The 16,157-nt window shown below is 62.5% G+C and carries 16 protein-coding genes; 10 read left to right on the top strand and 6 right to left on the bottom strand.

All coding sequences use genetic code 11. The annotated features are described in order from the left end of the window. The first annotated feature begins 7 nt into the window (after positions 1 to 7). The 8 genes from ACPJXG_RS13315 (at position 8) to ACPJXG_RS13280 (ending at position 8,410) form a co-directional block, all read left to right on the top strand. Positions 8 to 298 carry a DUF4936 family protein gene (locus tag ACPJXG_RS13315; RefSeq protein WP_035819070.1) on the top strand — a complete coding sequence of 97 codons (291 nt, stop codon included), beginning with the start codon at positions 8 to 10 and terminating at the stop codon, positions 296 to 298. Next, positions 289 to 1,026, top strand: coding sequence for an NRDE family protein (locus ACPJXG_RS13310; protein WP_099402033.1), 738 nt, complete (start codon positions 289 to 291; stop codon positions 1,024 to 1,026). The genes ACPJXG_RS13315 and ACPJXG_RS13310 overlap by 10 nt, the downstream gene beginning before the upstream one ends. Before the next feature lie 295 nt (positions 1,027 to 1,321). Then, positions 1,322 to 2,329: a LacI family DNA-binding transcriptional regulator gene (locus tag ACPJXG_RS13305; RefSeq protein ID WP_425254530.1), complete on the top strand. Its 1,008-nt coding sequence runs from the start codon at positions 1,322 to 1,324 to the stop codon at positions 2,327 to 2,329. Between the two features lie 31 nt (positions 2,330 to 2,360). Further along, a complete protein-coding gene (gene xylB, locus ACPJXG_RS13300; RefSeq protein WP_425254748.1) occupies positions 2,361 to 3,848 on the top strand; it encodes a xylulokinase in 1,488 nt (495 codons plus the stop codon). Beyond that, positions 3,848 to 4,798: a transaldolase gene (tal, locus tag ACPJXG_RS13295; RefSeq protein WP_425254529.1), complete on the top strand. Its 951-nt coding sequence runs from the start codon at positions 3,848 to 3,850 to the stop codon at positions 4,796 to 4,798. Before xylB ends, tal begins: the two co-directional genes overlap by 1 nt. 64 nt (positions 4,799 to 4,862) lie before the next feature. After that, positions 4,863 to 5,798, top strand: a complete 936-nt coding sequence (locus ACPJXG_RS13290) for an ABC transporter substrate-binding protein (RefSeq protein ID WP_077404737.1) — start codon at positions 4,863 to 4,865, stop codon at positions 5,796 to 5,798. A 77-nt stretch (positions 5,799 to 5,875) separates the two neighbouring features. Next, a complete protein-coding gene (locus ACPJXG_RS13285; protein ID WP_035819081.1) occupies positions 5,876 to 7,375 on the top strand; it encodes a sugar ABC transporter ATP-binding protein in 1,500 nt (499 codons plus the stop codon). A 24-nt stretch (positions 7,376 to 7,399) separates the two neighbouring features. After that, positions 7,400 to 8,410 carry an ABC transporter permease subunit gene (locus ACPJXG_RS13280; RefSeq protein ID WP_035819084.1) on the top strand — a complete coding sequence of 337 codons (1,011 nt, stop codon included), beginning with the start codon at positions 7,400 to 7,402 and terminating at the stop codon, positions 8,408 to 8,410. Between the two features lie 97 nt (positions 8,411 to 8,507). Here ACPJXG_RS13280 and ACPJXG_RS13275 read toward each other — a convergent pair whose 3' ends face one another. Continuing rightward, positions 8,508 to 8,933: a GNAT family N-acetyltransferase gene (locus ACPJXG_RS13275; RefSeq protein WP_425254528.1), complete on the bottom strand. Its 426-nt coding sequence runs from the start codon at positions 8,931 to 8,933 to the stop codon at positions 8,508 to 8,510. Positions 8,934 to 9,001: 68 nt separating this feature from the next. Beyond that, a complete protein-coding gene (locus tag ACPJXG_RS13270) occupies positions 9,002 to 9,802 on the bottom strand; it encodes an AraC family transcriptional regulator (protein ID WP_425254527.1) in 801 nt (266 codons plus the stop codon). A 125-nt stretch (positions 9,803 to 9,927) separates the two neighbouring features. Between ACPJXG_RS13270 and ACPJXG_RS13265 the strand changes: the two genes are divergently transcribed. Further along, positions 9,928 to 11,124, top strand: a complete 1,197-nt coding sequence (locus ACPJXG_RS13265) for an FAD-dependent monooxygenase (RefSeq protein ID WP_425254526.1) — start codon at positions 9,928 to 9,930, stop codon at positions 11,122 to 11,124. A 51-nt stretch (positions 11,125 to 11,175) separates the two neighbouring features. Here ACPJXG_RS13265 and ACPJXG_RS13260 read toward each other — a convergent pair whose 3' ends face one another. From ACPJXG_RS13260 to ACPJXG_RS13250, 3 genes are all read right to left on the bottom strand, one after another. Further along, positions 11,176 to 12,174, bottom strand: a complete 999-nt coding sequence (locus ACPJXG_RS13260; protein ID WP_425254525.1) for an NADP-dependent oxidoreductase — start codon at positions 12,172 to 12,174, stop codon at positions 11,176 to 11,178. 97 nt (positions 12,175 to 12,271) lie between these two features. Continuing rightward, complete coding sequence (locus ACPJXG_RS13255) at positions 12,272 to 12,574, bottom strand: Dabb family protein (protein ID WP_058048132.1); 303 nt, start codon at positions 12,572 to 12,574, stop codon at positions 12,272 to 12,274. A 126-nt stretch (positions 12,575 to 12,700) separates the two neighbouring features. Beyond that, positions 12,701 to 13,879 (bottom strand): acetyl-CoA C-acyltransferase, encoded by a 1,179-nt coding sequence (locus ACPJXG_RS13250; RefSeq protein ID WP_425254524.1) that lies wholly within the window; start codon positions 13,877 to 13,879, stop codon positions 12,701 to 12,703. 228 nt (positions 13,880 to 14,107) lie between these two features. On the opposite strand from ACPJXG_RS13250, the gene ACPJXG_RS13245 reads away from it, so the two are divergent. After that, a complete protein-coding gene (locus tag ACPJXG_RS13245; protein ID WP_425254523.1) occupies positions 14,108 to 15,808 on the top strand; it encodes an MFS transporter in 1,701 nt (566 codons plus the stop codon). Positions 15,809 to 15,896: 88 nt separating this feature from the next. Here ACPJXG_RS13245 and ACPJXG_RS13240 read toward each other — a convergent pair whose 3' ends face one another. Beyond that, a complete protein-coding gene (locus ACPJXG_RS13240) occupies positions 15,897 to 16,100 on the bottom strand; it encodes a hypothetical protein (protein ID WP_099402044.1) in 204 nt (67 codons plus the stop codon). Positions 16,101 to 16,157 lie beyond the last annotated feature (57 nt).

Raw genomic sequence — 16,157 nt, 5'->3', positions numbered from 1 at the left:
GAATGCCATGAAAGATCTGTACGTTTACTATCAGGTAAAAGAAGAGCACGCCCAGGCGCTGGAAGCCAGGGTGCGTGCCTTGCAGGCAAAACTGGCGGCCGCCTCCGGCGTGGCGCCGCAACTCAAGCGCCGTCCTGACGCCAAGGATGGCTTGCAGACGTGGATGGAAATTTATCCCGTCGTCGGCGAAGGCTTTACGGAACTGCTGGCCAGCGCAGCCGACGAAGCGGGCTTGCTGTCATTGACGGCCGGCGCGCGCCATACGGAAGTGTTCATGGATTTGCCTCCATGTGCCTGATCGTTTTTGCCTGGAAAGTCAATCCGCACATCCCGCTGATTGCCGCCGCCAACCGCGACGAATTTTACGAACGCGCCAGCGCCCCCGCTGGTGCCTGGCCCGAGCACCCGCAAGTGTATGCTGGCCGCGACCTGCAGGCGGGCGGCAGCTGGATGGGTATCACGCAAGCCGGCGCCGGCAGCTCGCGCTTTGCCGCCATCACGAATATCCGCAGCCCGCAAGACCGCAACCCGGACGCCCCCTCGCGCGGCGCCCTGGTGGCCGACTACCTGGCTGGCAATATGTCGCCGCAAGACTACATCGCGCAAATCCGCCCCGGATGCAAAGCCTACAACGGTTTTAATCTGGTGCTGGGCGACGCGGATACCCTGATCTGGTTTTCCAACCGGGGCGATGGCGATGCGCGCAACGGCCAGCCTCTGGAGCCAGGCATCTACGGCCTGTCCAACGCGCTGCTCGACGCGCCATGGCCGAAGGTCCTGAAGACCAAGGCCCAGTTCGCCAGCTTGCTGTGCCAGGGCGCGCCCGACGAAGCGTATTTCGACATGCTGGCCGACACCACGCGCGCACCCGACTTCCGCTTGCCGGACACGGGCGTGCCACTCGACCTCGAGCGCGTGCTGTCCGCCGTCTGCATCGAAACGCCGGGCTACGGCACGCGCACCTCCACCGTCGTCAAATTGTTTCGGGATTCTCCTGGCGAATTGCATGAGCTGGTGATTCAATAACGCCACCTTGCATCATGCGTAGGTCGGGTTAGCGCGCAAGCGCGTAAGCCGACAACACCAGCGCCCTCAACCGGCATCACCACCGTCCCCGATGTCGGATTACGCGCCCCTGCGGCGCGCTAATCCGACCTACGCAAGTCTCCTCTCTCTTCATCAAAAACCCACTCGACATCCGCTCGCACAAAAAAGAAAGCGCTTGCGCAAGCGCTTTCTTTTGTTTACGATAGCTTCAATCGCGGCGACACAGCCGCACACTATCGCAGTACACAATAATAAAAAAACCTCAGGAGACACCATGGCCACCATGGAAGATGTAGCGCGGGCGGCGGACGTATCGCTGTCGACCGTCTCTCACGTAGTCAACGGCACCCGCAAGGTCAGCCCGAAAACCGTCGCCGCCGTCAACGCGGCCATGCAGCAGATCGGCTATGTGCCGAACATGCTGGCGCGCGCGCTGGCCGGCTCCTCGTCGGGCACCATCGGCGTGGCCATTTCCGCCTTCACCAATCATTATTTCAGCGAAACCGTGCGCGCCATCGAGGCGGCCTGCACGCGCCATGGCTTGATGATGCTGTTTTCCGATACGCATGACGATCCCGAGCAGGAACTCAAAGTAGTACAGAACTTGCACCAGCGCCGGGTCGACGGCATCGTGCTGGCGCCGTCCGGCGATCCGCACAACCGCGCGCTCGACTATTTGACCAGCAACAAGATCGCTTCCGTGCTGGTCGACCGCATGTCGCCACAGCCGTTCGACCAGGTAGGTGTGGAAAACATCGAGGCGACGGCCCAGCTAGTCAGCCACCTGATCACGGCCCACGGCCACCGCCGCATCGGTTTCATCGCGGGCGCGCCCGGCCTGTCCACGACGGATGAACGTATCGCAGGCTACCGCCTGGCCTTGCAGCGCGCCAATATCGCCTTCGATGCGGAACTGCTGCGCTCGGGCGACTCCAACCTCGAGCGCAGCGGCGCGGCCACCCGCGAATTGCTGGCCTTGCCTGCCGGACAGCGCCCGACGGCCATTGTGGCCGGCAATAACCTGATGACCATCGGCACCATGCATGCCTTGCGCGACGCGCACATTGCGGTACCGCAAGACGTCGCGCTGGCTGGCTTCGATGATTTCGACTGGGCCGATTACTTCAGCCCCCGCCTGACCGTGATGGCGCAGCCGCTCGAAGAGCTGGGCGCCATGGCCGTCGACCTGCTGATCGAGCGCATCGCCCATCCCGGCCGTGCCCAACACGTGCAGCGCCTGTCGCCGACCTTGCGCGTACGCAATTCCTGCGGCTGCCCCTGACCTTTTACAGTAAATCAACATGCATCCAGCGATTTCCCTCGGTATCGACCTCGGTACCTCCGAACTGAAAACCGTGCTGATGGACAGCACTGGCGCCGTGCGCGGCCAGGCGTCCGTGCGCGTCGACACCAGCCGCCCACTGCCGGGCTGGTCCGAACAAGCGCCGCAGGACTGGTGGGCCGCCTGCGTCAACGCCCTGGCGCAGCTGCGCGCCGGCTGGCCGCAGGAATACGCACAGATCGCCTGCATCGGCCTGTCGGGCCAGATGCACGGCGCCGTGCTGCTCGACGACCAAGACGCCGTGATCCGTCCCGCCATCCTGTGGAACGATGCGCGCGCCGAAGCCGAAGCGGCCAGCCTGGCGCGCGACTATCCCGCGTATGCGGACGTGACGGGCAGCCTGCCGATGGCGGGCCTGACGGCGCCAAAACTGCTGTGGCTGCAAACCCACGAGCCTGACGCCTTTGCCGCCATCGCCTGCCTGCTGTCGCCGAAAGATTATCTGCGCCTGCAATTGACGGGCAACAAGGTCACCGACATGTCCGACGCGGCCGGTACCCTGTGGCTGGACGAAGCCAGGCGCGCCTGGTTCCCCCCCATGCTGGCCGCCTGCGGCCTGGTGCCGGAACAGATGCCGGCGCTGGCCGAAGGCGACGCCGCCACGGGTACGGTACTGGCCGCCGTCGCAGACAAACTGGGCTTGCCAGCAAACGTGGTGGTGGCGGCCGGTGGCGGCGACAACCCCGTCTCGGCCGTGGGCATCGGCGCCGTCAATGGCGGCGACAGTTTCATTTCGCTGGGCACCAGCGCCGCCATCGTTTCCGTCACAGAACAGCCTTTGGGCAACCCGGCCGGCGGCGTGCACAGCTTTTGCCACGCCCTGCCCGGCCGCTGGTATGCGATGGGCGCGATCCTGTCCGGCGCCAGCTGCTTGCGCTGGGCCACTGGCGTGCTGGGCCAGCCCGACGAGGCAGCCCTCTTGGCGCTGGTGGAAGCGCTCTTGCCGCTCGACGCCCCCGTCGCGCCATCGGCCCCCCTGTTCCTGCCGTACCTGTCCGGCGAACGCACGCCGCATAACGACCCGCAAGTGCGCGGTGCCTTTTTGCAGCTGGGCCACGACAGCACGCCGGCGCAGCTCGGCTATGCCGTGCTCGAAGGCGTGGCCTTTGCCTTGCGCGACGCGATGGCCGCCGTCACGTCGACGGGTGCCGTGGTTCCCCACTGCATGCTGGTGGGCGGCGGCGCGCGCAGCCAGTACTGGGCGCAATTGCTGGCCAATGTGCTGGGACGCGAGATGCGCACCCTGCACAACAGCGAACTGTCGGCCAGCCTGGGCGCGGCCAAGCTGGGCTTTGCCGCCATCGGCCAGCGCCAGCTGCTGGCCACCAGCTTGCCCATCAAAAACACTTTCTTGCCCGATGCCGCGCACAGCGCAGCCTTGAGCATCCGCTACAGCCGCTACCGTAGCTTGTTTCCCGCCGTGCAAGCCTTGCACCAACTCAGTGATAAGGAAGAGTAATGAATCAGCTGCAACAATTGAAACAACACAGCACCGTCGTCGCCGACACGGGCGACTTCTTGCAACTGGCGCGCTTCGCGCCGCAGGACGCCACCACCAACCCGTCGCTGATTTTAAAAGCCGTGCTGCAGCCCGATTACGCGCCCTTGCTGGAAAGCACCGTCGCCGCGCACAAGAACGCGTCGCTCGACGATATTGTCGACCAGGTGCTGGTGCGCTTCGGCCTGGAAATTTTGAAGGTGGTGCCGGGCCGCGTATCGACGGAAGTCGATGCCCGTCTGAGCTTTGACCGCGACGCCACCGTGGCCCGCGGGCGCCGCCTGATCGCCCTGTACGAGCAAGCCGGCATCAGTCGCGAGCGCGTGCTGATCAAGGTCGCCGCCACCTGGGAAGGCATCCAGGCCGCGTGCGAGCTGGAAAAAGACGGCATCTTTTGCAACCTGACCCTGCTGTTCGCGTTTTGCCAGGCCGTCGCCTGCGCCGACGCGAAAGTACGCCTGATCTCGCCTTTTGTGGGCCGCATCTACGACTGGCATAAAAAATCGCTGGGCGCGGCATGGGACGAAGCGGCGCGCAGCTTGTCCAACGATCCAGGTGTACAGTCGGTCACGCGCATCTTCAATTACTACAAACAACATGGCATCGCCACGCAAGTGATGGGCGCCAGCTTCCGCAACGTGGGCCAGATCACGGCCCTGTCCGGCTGCGACTTGCTGACCATCAGCCCCGATCTGCTGGCGAAACTCGAAACGGCAGATGCACCGTTCGAGCGGGCCCTGGGCGGCGACCTGGGCGAGGCGCAGCCGGCCATCACGTATGACGAAGCGGCTTTCCGCTACGCCTTGAACGACGACGCGATGGCGACCGAAAAGCTGGCCGAAGGCATCCGCGGCTTTGCCGTCGATGCGGGCAAGCTGGACGCCATGATCGAGAAATTACGCAGTCAATAAGTTGGCACCCTTTTTCACCCGTAGCACCGTTTGTTTTTCACAATAAAAACCCTTGGAGATCCTCATGAAAAAAGTCATTACCGCCTCCCTGCTGCTGTCCGCCGCCTGTGGCGCTTTCGCTGCTGACAAACCGCTGAAATCGATCGGCGTGAGCGTGGGCGACCTGGCCAACCCGTTTTTTGTCGCCATTGGCCGCGGCGCGGAAGAAAGCGCGAAAAAGCTGGGCGGCCCTGGCGTGAAAGTCACCACTGTTTCCAGCAAGTATGACCTGAACACCCAGGTGGACCAGATCGAGAACTTTATTGCCAACAAGACCGACATCATCATCCTGAACGCCGTCGATTCCAAGGGCATCGCGCCAGCCATCAAGAAAGCGCGCAATGCGGGTGTGGTCGTGATCGCCGTCGACGTGGGCGCCGTGGGCGCGTCGGCCACCGTGATGTCCGACAACACCATGGCGGGCGACGTGTCGTGCGCCTACCTGGCCAAGCAGATCGGCGGCAAGGGCAATGTGGTGATTTTGAACGGCCCGCCGGTCACGTCCGTGATCGACCGCGTGAATGGCTGCAAGAAAACCCTGGCTGCGTTCAAGGATATCAAGATCCTGTCCGACAACCAGAACGCGGGCGGCAGCCGCGACGGCGGCATGACCGTGATGTCGAACTTGCTGACGGCCCATCCGAAGATCGACGGCGTGTTCGCCATCAATGATCCGACCGGTATCGGCGCCGAACTGGCGATCAAGCAGTCGAAGCGCACGGACGTGAAACTGATCACGGCCGTCGATGGCGCGCCCGATGGCCAGAACGCCTTGAAAAACAAGGCCGGCCTGTTTGCCGCCACCTCGGCGCAAAACCCGTACCGCATGGCGACCGACGCCGTGCAGATGGGCTACGACATCATGAACGGCCGCACGCCGAAGCAGACCATGGTGCTGTTGCCGACCCCGGCCATCACCAAGGAAAACGTCGCCACTTACACGGGCTGGGTAAAGAACTGATCTGCCTGACCTGAACCACGAGGCGCCGCTGGCCGGTTGGCAGGCGGCGCCAGTTTCACAAGCAAGGAAGGACAGTCATGAGCGACGATATTATTTTTGAAATGCGCGGCATCGAGAAGCGCTTTGGCGCCACGCGCGCGCTGCGCGGCGTGCACCTGACCGTGCGCAGCGGCGAAATCCATGCCGTGATGGGCGAGAACGGCGCCGGCAAGAGTACCCTGATGAAGATTTTATCGGGCGTGTACACTCCGGACGCCGGCGAGATCATTCTCGACGGCAAGCCGATCCGCATCCGCAACCCGGGCGAAGCACGCGCGCTGGGCATCAACCTGATTTACCAGGAACTGAGCGTGGCCAAGAACATGACAGTGGCGCAGAACGTCTTCATGGGCAGCGAGCCGAAGGGACCGTTCTGGACCGTCAAGGGCGGCGAAATGCGCGCGCGCACGAACGCCATCCTGGCCGATCTCGGTTCCCGCTTCGACGCCGACACCATGGTGTCGACCCTGTCGATCGCCGAGCAGCAGCAGGTGGAAATCGCCCGCGCCCTCGTGCACGAAAGCCGCATCCTGATCATGGACGAGCCCACTGCCGCCCTGTCCGACCGGGAAACAGAACAATTGTTCCGCATCATCGAAGAGCAGCGCGACAAGGGCCTGGCCGTACTCTACATCAGCCACCGCATGGCCGAAGTGGAACGCCTGGCGCGCCGCATCACGGTGCTGCGCGACGGCGCCTATGTGGGCGAGCTGGGCAAGGATGAGCTCGATCAAAAGAAAGTCGTGCAAATGATGGTGGGCCGCCCCGCCGACGACTTTTATTCGCACCAGCGCCGCACCACCCGGGGCGCCGAGCGCCTGCGCGTGGACAAGGTGGGCGGCGGCAAGGTCAAGCCGGCCTCGTTCGCCCTGCATGCGGGTGAAGTGACGGGACTTGCCGGCCTCGTCGGCGCGGGCCGCACGGAACTGGCGCGCCTGATCTTTGGCGCGGACAAGAAGCAATCCGGGCAAGTATGGCTCGATGGCCAGGAAGTGCACATCCACCGGCCGCTGGCGGCCATCCGCCACGGCATCGGCTACCTGCCCGAAGACCGCAAGAGCCTGGGCCTGTTCATGCAATTGTCGGCCATGGAAAACATGTCGATGAATATCCTGTCCAAGCATGCGACGGCAGGCGTGGTCAACCGTGGCGCCCTGACCCAGCTCACGCGCGAGGCCATCAGCAACCTCAACGTGAAAGTGTCGGGGCCGGACGGCATCGTCGGCGGACTCTCCGGCGGCAACCAGCAGAAAGTCTTGCTGGCGCGCTGGCTGGCCATCGCGCCCAAGGTCCTCATCCTCGATGAACCGACGCGGGGCGTGGACGTGGGCGCGAAGAGCGAAATCTACAAGATCATCCACCAGCTGGCGGACGCGGGCACGGCCGTGCTGTGCATTTCCAGCGAACTGGCCGAGCTGGTCGGCATTTGCGACCGCGTGATGGTGATGTGCGAAGGCAGGCTCACCGGCGAAGTCACGGGCGACGACATCACGCAGGAAAACATCCTTGCCTATGCCACCCTGCAAGAAGCGGCATAAAAATAATCATTCAGGAGATTTAACATGACAACGAGTACCACCAGCGGCGCCGCGCGCGCCGGCGAACCCTTCAATGCCTCGAACCTGATGCGCCGCCTGGGCATGCTGCCCGTGCTGGTGGTGCTCTACCTGGCCATGTACGGCCTGACCGTGTATTTCTCGGCCGACGGCACGTCGACGTTCATGACCAGCAATAACACCATGAACATCTTCCGCCAGGTGTCGATCAACATCGTGCTGGCGTCCGGCATGACCTTCGTCATCCTGACCAGCGGCATCGATTTGTCCGTCGGCTCCGTGCTGGCCGTCTCGGCCGTGGCAGGCATGCTGATGTCGCTGTCGGCCCAGTTCGCCGGCTTCTCGATTCCCGCCTTCCTCATCGTCGGCCTGCTGCTGGGCGCGCTCAATGGCGTGCTGGTCGCCCTCGTCGGCCTGAACCCGTTTGTCGTGACCCTGGGCACCATGACGGCCCTGCGCGGCGCCGCCTACCTGCTGGCGGACGGCACCAGCGTGCTGAACACGGAAATCCCGAGCTTCGAATGGATGGGCAACGGCAGCTTCCTGGCCGTGCCCTGGCTGATCTGGCTGGCGGCGGCCGTCGTCGTGCTGACGTGGTTTATTTTGCGCAAGACGACACTGGGTCTGCATATCTACGCCGTCGGTGGCAATATCCAGGCGGCCCGTTTGACCGGTATCAAGGTTGGCCTCGTGCTAATGTTTGTCTACACCATCAGCGGCCTGTTCGCCGGCCTGGGCGGCGCCATGTCGGCCAGCCGCCTGTACGCGGCCAACGGCAACTGGGGTACCGGTTATGAACTCGATGCGATTGCGGCCGTCGTGCTCGGCGGCACCAGCCTGATGGGCGGCGTGGGTTCCGTCTGGGGCACCGTCATCGGCGCCCTGATCATCGGCGTGATGAACAATGGCTTGACGATCCTGGGGCTGTCGTCGTTCTGGCAGTATGTGGCGAAAGGTGTTGTGATCGTGCTGGCGGTGATTCTCGACAAATGGCGCCAGTCGCACGCGCAGAACTGATTGTGCTGGTGTTGTCGGGTTACGCGCTGCGCGCTAACCCGACCTACCGTTGACGTCGTAGGTCGGATTAGCGCTACGCGCGTAATCCGACAACACCCTAGAACACCAGCCGCATCTCCACATGCGCAATCCCCGCCTCTTCAAACTGTTCCCCCTGCTGCACGAAACCGTGGCGCGCATAAAATGGCGCGGCCACGGTTTGCGCGTTCAGCACCACCGCTGCATCGCCGCGTTCGCGGGCTTTCTCCATCAGCAAAGTCAAGATGGCGCCACCCACGCCCGTGCCGCGTCCCGGCTGGCGCACGGCCATACGGCCGATGTGGCCATCGGGCAGTAACCGGCCCGTGCCGATGGCGGCACCAAAGTCATCATAGGCGACGGCGTGCAGGCAGACGGCGTCCATGTCGTCGAGTTCAATCTCGGCCGGCACTTTCTGTTCATCGACAAAGACTTCAAAACGGATGGCGGTGGCGTCGGAGCCCAGGGTGGCCCAGTCGCCGAGGCGGATGGTGTGCTTGGTCATGGCATGCGGTAATAAGAGAGGGGCCGCCATTGTCGCACGGCCTGCCACGCCGTGGCAGGTGGTGCGGCTCAAGCGTACGGTTTCAAGTAGCGTCCAGGTGTTTCACCGAGTATTTTGCGAAACATGACGACAAAATTGCTCGCGTTCTCGTAGCCCAGGCCCTCTGCGACATGCTGGACCGTGGCACCCCTGGCCATCCATTGCAAGGCGAGCAGGATATGCAGTTGCCTGCGCCAGCGTCCGAAACTCATGCCGGTTTCCCGGGACACGAGGCGTGACAGCGTGCGCGCACTGATGCCCATCCGCTGCGCCCACGATTCGATGTTGCCCGGATCGGACGGACGCGCCATGATCCACTCGACCAGTTTGCGTAGCCGCTTGTCTGTCGTCAGGGGAAGATGAACCTGGCCGGGCTGCGCCAGCGCCATTTCGTCGAGAAGCAGTGTCATCAGTCGTGACGCCATGCCGCCCTCTTCATAGCGCATCGGCAGTGCCGCTGAACGGATCACCAATTCACGCAGCAGCGGCGTGGTCGACAAGGTGCAGCACTCCCGCGGCAACGCGTCGTCCTCCGCAGGATCGACATACACCACGTAACAATCGACCGTGCCGGCCCCATCCATTCGATGTTGTGTGCCACCGGGTACCCAAATGGCGCTTCCTGGCGGCACCAACCAGAAGCCACCGTCGACCTCGCAGGTCAGCACGCCGCGCATCCAGAGCAGGAACTGGCCTTTTCGATGCTGATGGAAATCCCTCTCCTTGCGGCTATCCATGTCGCGGCCAACGGCGCCAAGCGTGACCACCGGCCTTGGCACGCAGTCGGGGTCTTCCCAGTCGCTGGACGAATCGTCGCTGAAAACAGGCATCGGGCACCTTTCAAGGGTCAGTATCAGTGGCAAGAATTCAATATAACATGGCCTGTTGGCTCATTGTGACCAACACGTGGCGCGCCTAACATGGACGCTGACATCACAACCACGAAAGCTGTCATATGGAACAAACGAAGAAAATCCTGATCTGCGGCGGCGGCATCGCCGGCCCCGCGTGTGCCTGGTGGCTGAGCAGGTACGGCTACTCCGTGGTGCTCGTCGAAAAGGCTGGCGCGCTCAGGGTCGGCGGGCAGAACGTCGATGTGAAGGATGCCGCGCAGCAGGTCATCAAGCGCATGGGTTTGACGGAACAGGTCGAGGCACGCGACACGCTGGAGTGCGGACAGAAGTGGCTCGACGCGGCCGGCAAGGTGGTGGCTGTTTTTCCCAAAGGTAGTATCGGTGGACTGACCTGCGATTTCGAAATCCTGCGCGGCGACTTCGCCCGTATTCTGTTCGATGCGACCAGCGGTACTTGCGAATACCGTTTTGGCACGTCCGTCAGTGGCGTTGAAGAGATTGAAAATGGCGTGCGGGCAACCTTTGCCGATGGCACGGCAGAGGACTTCGAACTGGTGATCTGCGCCGATGGCGTGAGTTCGCCGACCAGAGACCTGGCGCTGGCTGCTGAAACGCGCATGCGTTACCTCGGCGCCTACATGGCATTTTTCAACATTCCCCGGCGACCGGAAGACGACTTCTGGGCCTGCTCCGTCAACGGCATAGGCGGGACGATGATCAACCTCAGGCCAGGTGGCTTGACGCACACTACCGTGCTGATGACCTTTCCTTCCGCTGAGCCTGGCGTGCGGAGTCCGACGACGCCGTCGCCGCGCGAGATGCTGCGTGCGGCACTGGTGGGCCGGGGCAAGGTGGCCGATCGTATCATCGCCGAGCTGGATAATGTCCAGGACTTCTACTTCGGGCCGATGAGCCAGGTGCAAGCTTCCACCTGGTCAAAAGGCCGGCTGGTCTTGCTGGGCGATGCGGCGCACTGCCCGACGCCATTCACGGGCAAGGGCACGGCGCTGGCGCTGGTGGGAGCCAACGTGCTGGCGGGGGAAATCAAGAGATGCGCGACCCACACCGAGGCTTTCGAGGCATACGAACGCATCCTTCGCCCGTATGCCGAGCGTACACAGCGGGAGCTAAGCCCTCGCCTCATCCGGCTCATGCACGTGCGGACGCGGTTCGGCATCGCCATCGCGCACCTGCTGCAACGGTGCTTCGGCAGCGCCCTGATCCAGTCGCTGTTGCAAGCGAACGCCACGAGCAAGGCGCGCAGGATCGACGAGGATTTCACGCTCCCGATCTATTGAAAGCATTGCTGTGCTACCGGGCGGGCCCGGTTACTTTTCAGGACGGCCCGCTTACAACTTCACCAGCTGCTTGCCGAAGTTGCGCCCTTTTAAGAGGCCGATGAAGGCCTCGGGTGCGCTGGCCAGGCCGTCAGCCACGGATTCGCGGAATTTCAGCTTGCCCGTCGCCACCAGCGTTCCCAGTTCCGCCAGTCCCTGCGGCCAGAATTCCGGCTGTTCCGAAACGATGAAGCCGCGCACGGTGAGGCGGTTGGTGAGGATCAGGCGCGCATTGTCGAGCGGCGTCGGTTCGCCATTGTAGCCGGCGATCCAGCCGCACACGGCCACACGGCCAAACGCGTTGGTGCGCGCCAGCGCCGCATCGAAGATGGCGCCGCCCACGTTTTCAAAGATGGCGTCGATGCCGTCCGGCGTGGCCGCCGCCAAATCGGCCTCAAGATTGTCCGCCTTGTAGTCGACGCAGGCATCGAAACCCAGTTCATTCACCACATAGGCGCACTTGTCCGCGCCGCCGGCGATGCCGACGACGCGGCAGCCTTTCAATTTCGCCAGTTGCCCCACGACGCTGCCCACGGCGCCGCTGGCGGCCGACACGACCACGGTTTCGCCCGCTTTCGGCGCCATGATCTGATTCAAACCATACCACGCCGTCATGCCCGGCATGCCGACGGAACCGAGGTAGGCGGAGGCGGGAATCTGCGTCGTGTCGACCTTGCGCAGCATGGTGCCATCCGACACGGCCACTTCCGTCCAGCCCAAAGTCCCCACGACCGTGTCGCCCACGGCAAACTTCGGATGCTTCGATTCCAGCACGACGCCCACCGTACCGCCGATCATGGTTTCATTCAAAGCCTGCGGCGCCGCATAGCTTTTATTCGCACTCATGCGCCCGCGCATGTAAGGATCGAGCGACAGGTACTGGTTACGTACCAGCAATTCACCATCCTTGATGGCGGGAAGGTCTTGATTTTCCAGGCGAAAATGTGCCGGGTTGACTTCCTCCGTGGAGGCGGGACGCGAGGCGAGGACGATGCGTTGGTAGGTGGTCATGAATGCTCCTGTTATTGATCAATGAAACCCAGAGGCGACAACTGGGGTCGAACCCTGAGGGTTCGACCCCGGCCCTTCGTTTGGGGTTAACGGGTTTTCACACTTCATAGTCCATGCACTGCCGCGCTTCGCGCACGGCCCCAAAAAACGGCTTGATTTTCACGTGCTCGGGGTGGTTCTGGTAGGCGTCGAGCGCTTCGCGGCTGGCGAATTCGCTGTACAGGACGATGTCGTAGGTCGCTTCCAGGCCCGGCTGGGCCACGGCGGCTTCGAATTTCAAGATGCCGGGCACCAGGTCGGAACAGGAATCGAGCAGGGCTTTCAGTTTCAAGGCGTTCGTGGCGCGGTCGGCGCCTTCGGCGTGGTCTAACAGTTTCCAGAAAACGATGTGCTTGATCATGGTGGCAGGCTGCTTGTTTATTAATGAAGCATTACTGTACCCGCTATCGGCGCGTCTTGCAGGAAGCAGGCGCGCAAAACAAACGGGCAGCCTCGAAGGCCGCCCGCAGACTGGGTTTAATTTAAATCACAGTACTTCGAACAGCCCGGCCGCGCCCTGCCCGCCGCCGATGCACATGGTCACGACCACGTACTTGACGCCGCGGCGCTTGCCTTCGATTAAGGCGTGGCCCGTCAGCCGGGCGCCCGACACGCCGTACGGGTGGCCGACGGCAATCGCGCCGCCGTTCACGTTCAGGCGGTCCATGGGGATACCCAGGGTGTCGGCGCAATACAGCACTTGCACGGCGAACGCTTCATTGAGTTCCCACAGGCCGATGTCGGCGACAGTCAAGCCCGCTTTTTTCAGCAGTTTCGGGATGGCAAACACGGGGCCGATGCCCATTTCATCGGGTTCGCAGCCGGCCACGGCAAAGCCGCGGAAGATGCCCAGCGGTTGTAGACCTTTCGCTTCGGCCACTTTCGCGTTCATGACGATGGCCATCGAAGCGCCATCGGAAAACTGGCTGGCGTTGCCGGCGCTGATGACGCCGCCAGGAATGGCCGGGCGGATCTTCGCCACGCCGTCATACGTCGTGTCGGCACGGATGCCTTCATCGGCGGCAATCGTCACTTCGCGCGAGACCAGCATGCCGCTGGCCTTGTCGGCCACGCCCATGATGGTGGTCATCGGCACGATTTCCGCGTCGAACAGGCCGGCGGCCAGGGCGCTTGCTGCGCGCTGCTGGCTTTGCGCGCCGTAGGCATCCTGGCGCTCGCGCGAAATCTGGTAGCGCTTGGCCACGGTTTCGGCCGTCTGCAGCATGGGCCAGTACACTTCCGGCTTGTGCTGCTGCAACCAGACGTCGCGGTACATATGCGTATTCATTTCATTTTGCACACACGAAATCGATTCCACGCCGCCGGCCGCATAGATATCGCCTTCGCCGGCGATGATGCGCTGCGCCGCCAGGGCGATCGCCTGCAAGCCCGAGGAACAGAAACGGTTGACGGTCATGCCGGCCGTGGTGACGGGGCAGCCGCCGCGCAGCGCCACCTGGCGCGCGATGTTGCCGCCCGTGGCGCCTTCGGGAAAGGCGCAGCCGACCAGCACGTCTTCCACTTCGTCCGCCTCGATGCGCGCGCGCTCGACGGCGGCCGCCAGCACATGGCCGCCCAGGGTGGCGCCATGCGTCATGTTGAACGCGCCCTTCCAGGACTTGGCCAGGCCCGTGCGGGCGGTCGATACGATGACGGCTTCATTCATGCTGTGTCTCCTTGTGGGGATATTATGGGGTGGGGTATCTGCGCAATGAGAATAGCACATTTAAGTACGGTCGTTCGCAAAGTTCGGGACAACATCGATTTGTAAGCTTGGTGTAAGTTTCAAGCAAGCATGACGTAAGGTTCGGAGAACACACTCGCCTCCAGCTGTTGCAAGAATGGTCAAAAAGACCGCGGCATCAGTTCACTATAAAACATAGGGAGACAAACCATGGCATCACCATCCGGCCCGGCCGACGTACGAAAATTTTCCACCAAAGGCACGCCCCTCACGCCCGAGGAACGCAAGGTCATCTTTGCATCCTCGCTCGGCACCGTCTTTGAATGGTACGATTTTTACCTGTACGGTTCGCTCGCTTCCATCATCGCCAAGCAATTCTTCATCGGCGACCCCACCACCACCTTCATTTTCGCGCTGCTGGCTTTCGCCGCCGGCTTCATCGTGCGTCCGTTCGGCGCGCTGGTCTTCGGCCGCCTGGGCGACATGATCGGCCGCAAGTACACCTTCCTGATCACCATTCTGATCATGGGCGGCTCCACCTTCATCGTCGGCTTGCTGCCGGGCCACGCGTCCATCGGCATCGCCGCACCGATCATCCTCGTCATCCTGCGCATCCTGCAAGGCCTGGCGCTGGGCGGCGAGTACGGCGGCGCAGCCACCTATGTGGCCGAGCATGCGCCTGAAGGCAAGCGCGGCGCGTTCACGGCGTGGATACAAACGACGGCAACCCTGGGCTTCTTCCTGTCGCTGATGGTCATCCTGGGCACCCGCCTGGCGACCGGCGAGAAGGATTTCGAAGCATGGGGCTGGCGCATTCCCTTCCTCGTCTCCGTCATCCTGCTGGGTATTTCCGTGTGGATCCGTCTGGCCATGAATGAATCGCCGGCGTTTTCCAAGATGAAAGCCGAGGGCAAGACCTCGAAAGCCCCGCTGACGGAAGCATTCGGTCAGTGGAAAAACCTGAAGATCGTCATCCTGGCCCTGATCGGCCTGACCGCCGGTCAGGCCGTCGTCTGGTACACGGGCCAGTTCTACGCCCTGTTCTTCATGATCCAGACCCTGAAAGTGGACCTGGCAACGGCCAACGTGCTCGTCGCCATCGCCCTGCTGCTGGCCACGCCGTTCTTCCTGTTCTTCGGCAGCCTGTCCGACCGCATCGGCCGCAAGTACATCATCCTTGGCGGCTGCCTGATCGCCGCGGCCACCTACTTCCCGATCTTCAACGGCCTGACCCACTTCGCCAACCCGCAGCTGGAAGCGGCTCTGAAGAACTCGCCAGTGGTGGTGGTCGCCGATCCTGCCTCTTGCCACTTCCAGTTCAACATGACGGGCACGAAGAAATTCCCATCGTCGTGCGACATCGCCACGGGCTTCCTGTCGAACAGCTCGGTGAACTACACGAAGGAAGACGCGCCAGCGGGCAGCATCGCCAAGGTACGCATCGGCACGAAGGAATTTACGTCGTTTAACGCCGTCATGACGGCCGATGGCCTGAACTTCGATGCGGAAAGCAAGGCCCACGAAGTGGCGCTGAAGAAAGAACTGGGCGCCGGCATCAAGGAAGCGGGCTACCCTGCGAAAGCCGATCCGGACCAGATCAACAAGCCGATGGTGGTCTTGCTGCTGTTCATCCTGGTGCTGTACGTGACCATGGTGTATGGCCCGATCGCCGCCATGCTGGTGGAAATGTTCCCGACGCGTATACGCTACACCTCGATGTCCCTGCCCTACCATATCGGTAACGGCTGGTTCGGCGGCTTGCTGCCGACCACGGCCTTCGCGCTGGTGGCCTTCAAGGGCGACATTTATTACGGCCTGTGGTATCCGATCGTCGTCGCCCTGGCGACTGTCGTGATCGGTACCTTGTTCGTCAAGGAAACGAAGGATAACAATATCTACGCTGACGATTAATCTGAAGCAAGCCCCGGTCGCAAGGCCGGGGTCCGCAATGCAAAACGCCGCTGACTGGTCAGCGGCGTTTTTTTATGTGGTTGCAAGCTTACTTGTCGCTCTTGCTCTTTTTCACCTGGTCGCGCTGCTGCACGTATTCCTGGTAGCTGGTCTGGTTGCGCTTGCGGCAGGCGTTGCGGTCGTCGAAATTATTGAGGCTGTTGCAGTACTCGCCGATCTTGTCCCGGTTCGCGTCATACAGTACTTCGCAGCCGGTGATGGCCAGCAAGAAGGGAATGATCAGATATTTCATTGCTACTCTCATGGATAGGAACGGGATTGCGCGAAAAAACACCAGATTGCCCACTGG

It is taken from the genome of Janthinobacterium sp. NFX145 (assembly GCF_049810325.1).
Classification (GTDB): Bacteria; Pseudomonadota; Gammaproteobacteria; order Burkholderiales; family Burkholderiaceae_D; genus Janthinobacterium; species Janthinobacterium rivuli.
This window is presented reverse-complemented; position numbering and strand designations above follow the sequence as displayed.

Bases quoted from the DNA above. Each gene is read 5' to 3' on its own strand.
- ACPJXG_RS13315 (WP_035819070.1), top strand. From the start codon at position 8: ATGAAAGATCTGTACGTTTACTATCAGGTAAAAGAAGAGCACGCCCAG.
- ACPJXG_RS13310 (WP_099402033.1), top strand. From the start codon at position 289: ATGTGCCTGATCGTTTTTGCCTGGAAAGTCAATCCGCACATCCCGCTG.
- ACPJXG_RS13305 (WP_425254530.1), top strand. From the start codon at position 1,322: ATGGCCACCATGGAAGATGTAGCGCGGGCGGCGGACGTATCGCTGTCG.
- tal (WP_425254529.1), top strand. From the start codon at position 3,848: ATGAATCAGCTGCAACAATTGAAACAACACAGCACCGTCGTCGCCGAC.
- ACPJXG_RS13290 (WP_077404737.1), top strand. From the start codon at position 4,863: ATGAAAAAAGTCATTACCGCCTCCCTGCTGCTGTCCGCCGCCTGTGGC.
- ACPJXG_RS13285 (WP_035819081.1), top strand. From the start codon at position 5,876: ATGAGCGACGATATTATTTTTGAAATGCGCGGCATCGAGAAGCGCTTT.
- ACPJXG_RS13280 (WP_035819084.1), top strand. From the start codon at position 7,400: ATGACAACGAGTACCACCAGCGGCGCCGCGCGCGCCGGCGAACCCTTC.
- ACPJXG_RS13275 (WP_425254528.1), bottom strand. From the start codon at position 8,933: ATGACCAAGCACACCATCCGCCTCGGCGACTGGGCCACCCTGGGCTCC.
- ACPJXG_RS13270 (WP_425254527.1), bottom strand. From the start codon at position 9,802: ATGCCTGTTTTCAGCGACGATTCGTCCAGCGACTGGGAAGACCCCGAC.
- ACPJXG_RS13265 (WP_425254526.1), top strand. From the start codon at position 9,928: ATGGAACAAACGAAGAAAATCCTGATCTGCGGCGGCGGCATCGCCGGC.
- ACPJXG_RS13260 (WP_425254525.1), bottom strand. From the start codon at position 12,174: ATGACCACCTACCAACGCATCGTCCTCGCCTCGCGTCCCGCCTCCACG.
- ACPJXG_RS13255 (WP_058048132.1), bottom strand. From the start codon at position 12,574: ATGATCAAGCACATCGTTTTCTGGAAACTGTTAGACCACGCCGAAGGC.
- ACPJXG_RS13250 (WP_425254524.1), bottom strand. From the start codon at position 13,879: ATGAATGAAGCCGTCATCGTATCGACCGCCCGCACGGGCCTGGCCAAG.
- ACPJXG_RS13245 (WP_425254523.1), top strand. From the start codon at position 14,108: ATGGCATCACCATCCGGCCCGGCCGACGTACGAAAATTTTCCACCAAA.
- ACPJXG_RS13240 (WP_099402044.1), bottom strand. From the start codon at position 16,100: ATGAAATATCTGATCATTCCCTTCTTGCTGGCCATCACCGGCTGCGAA.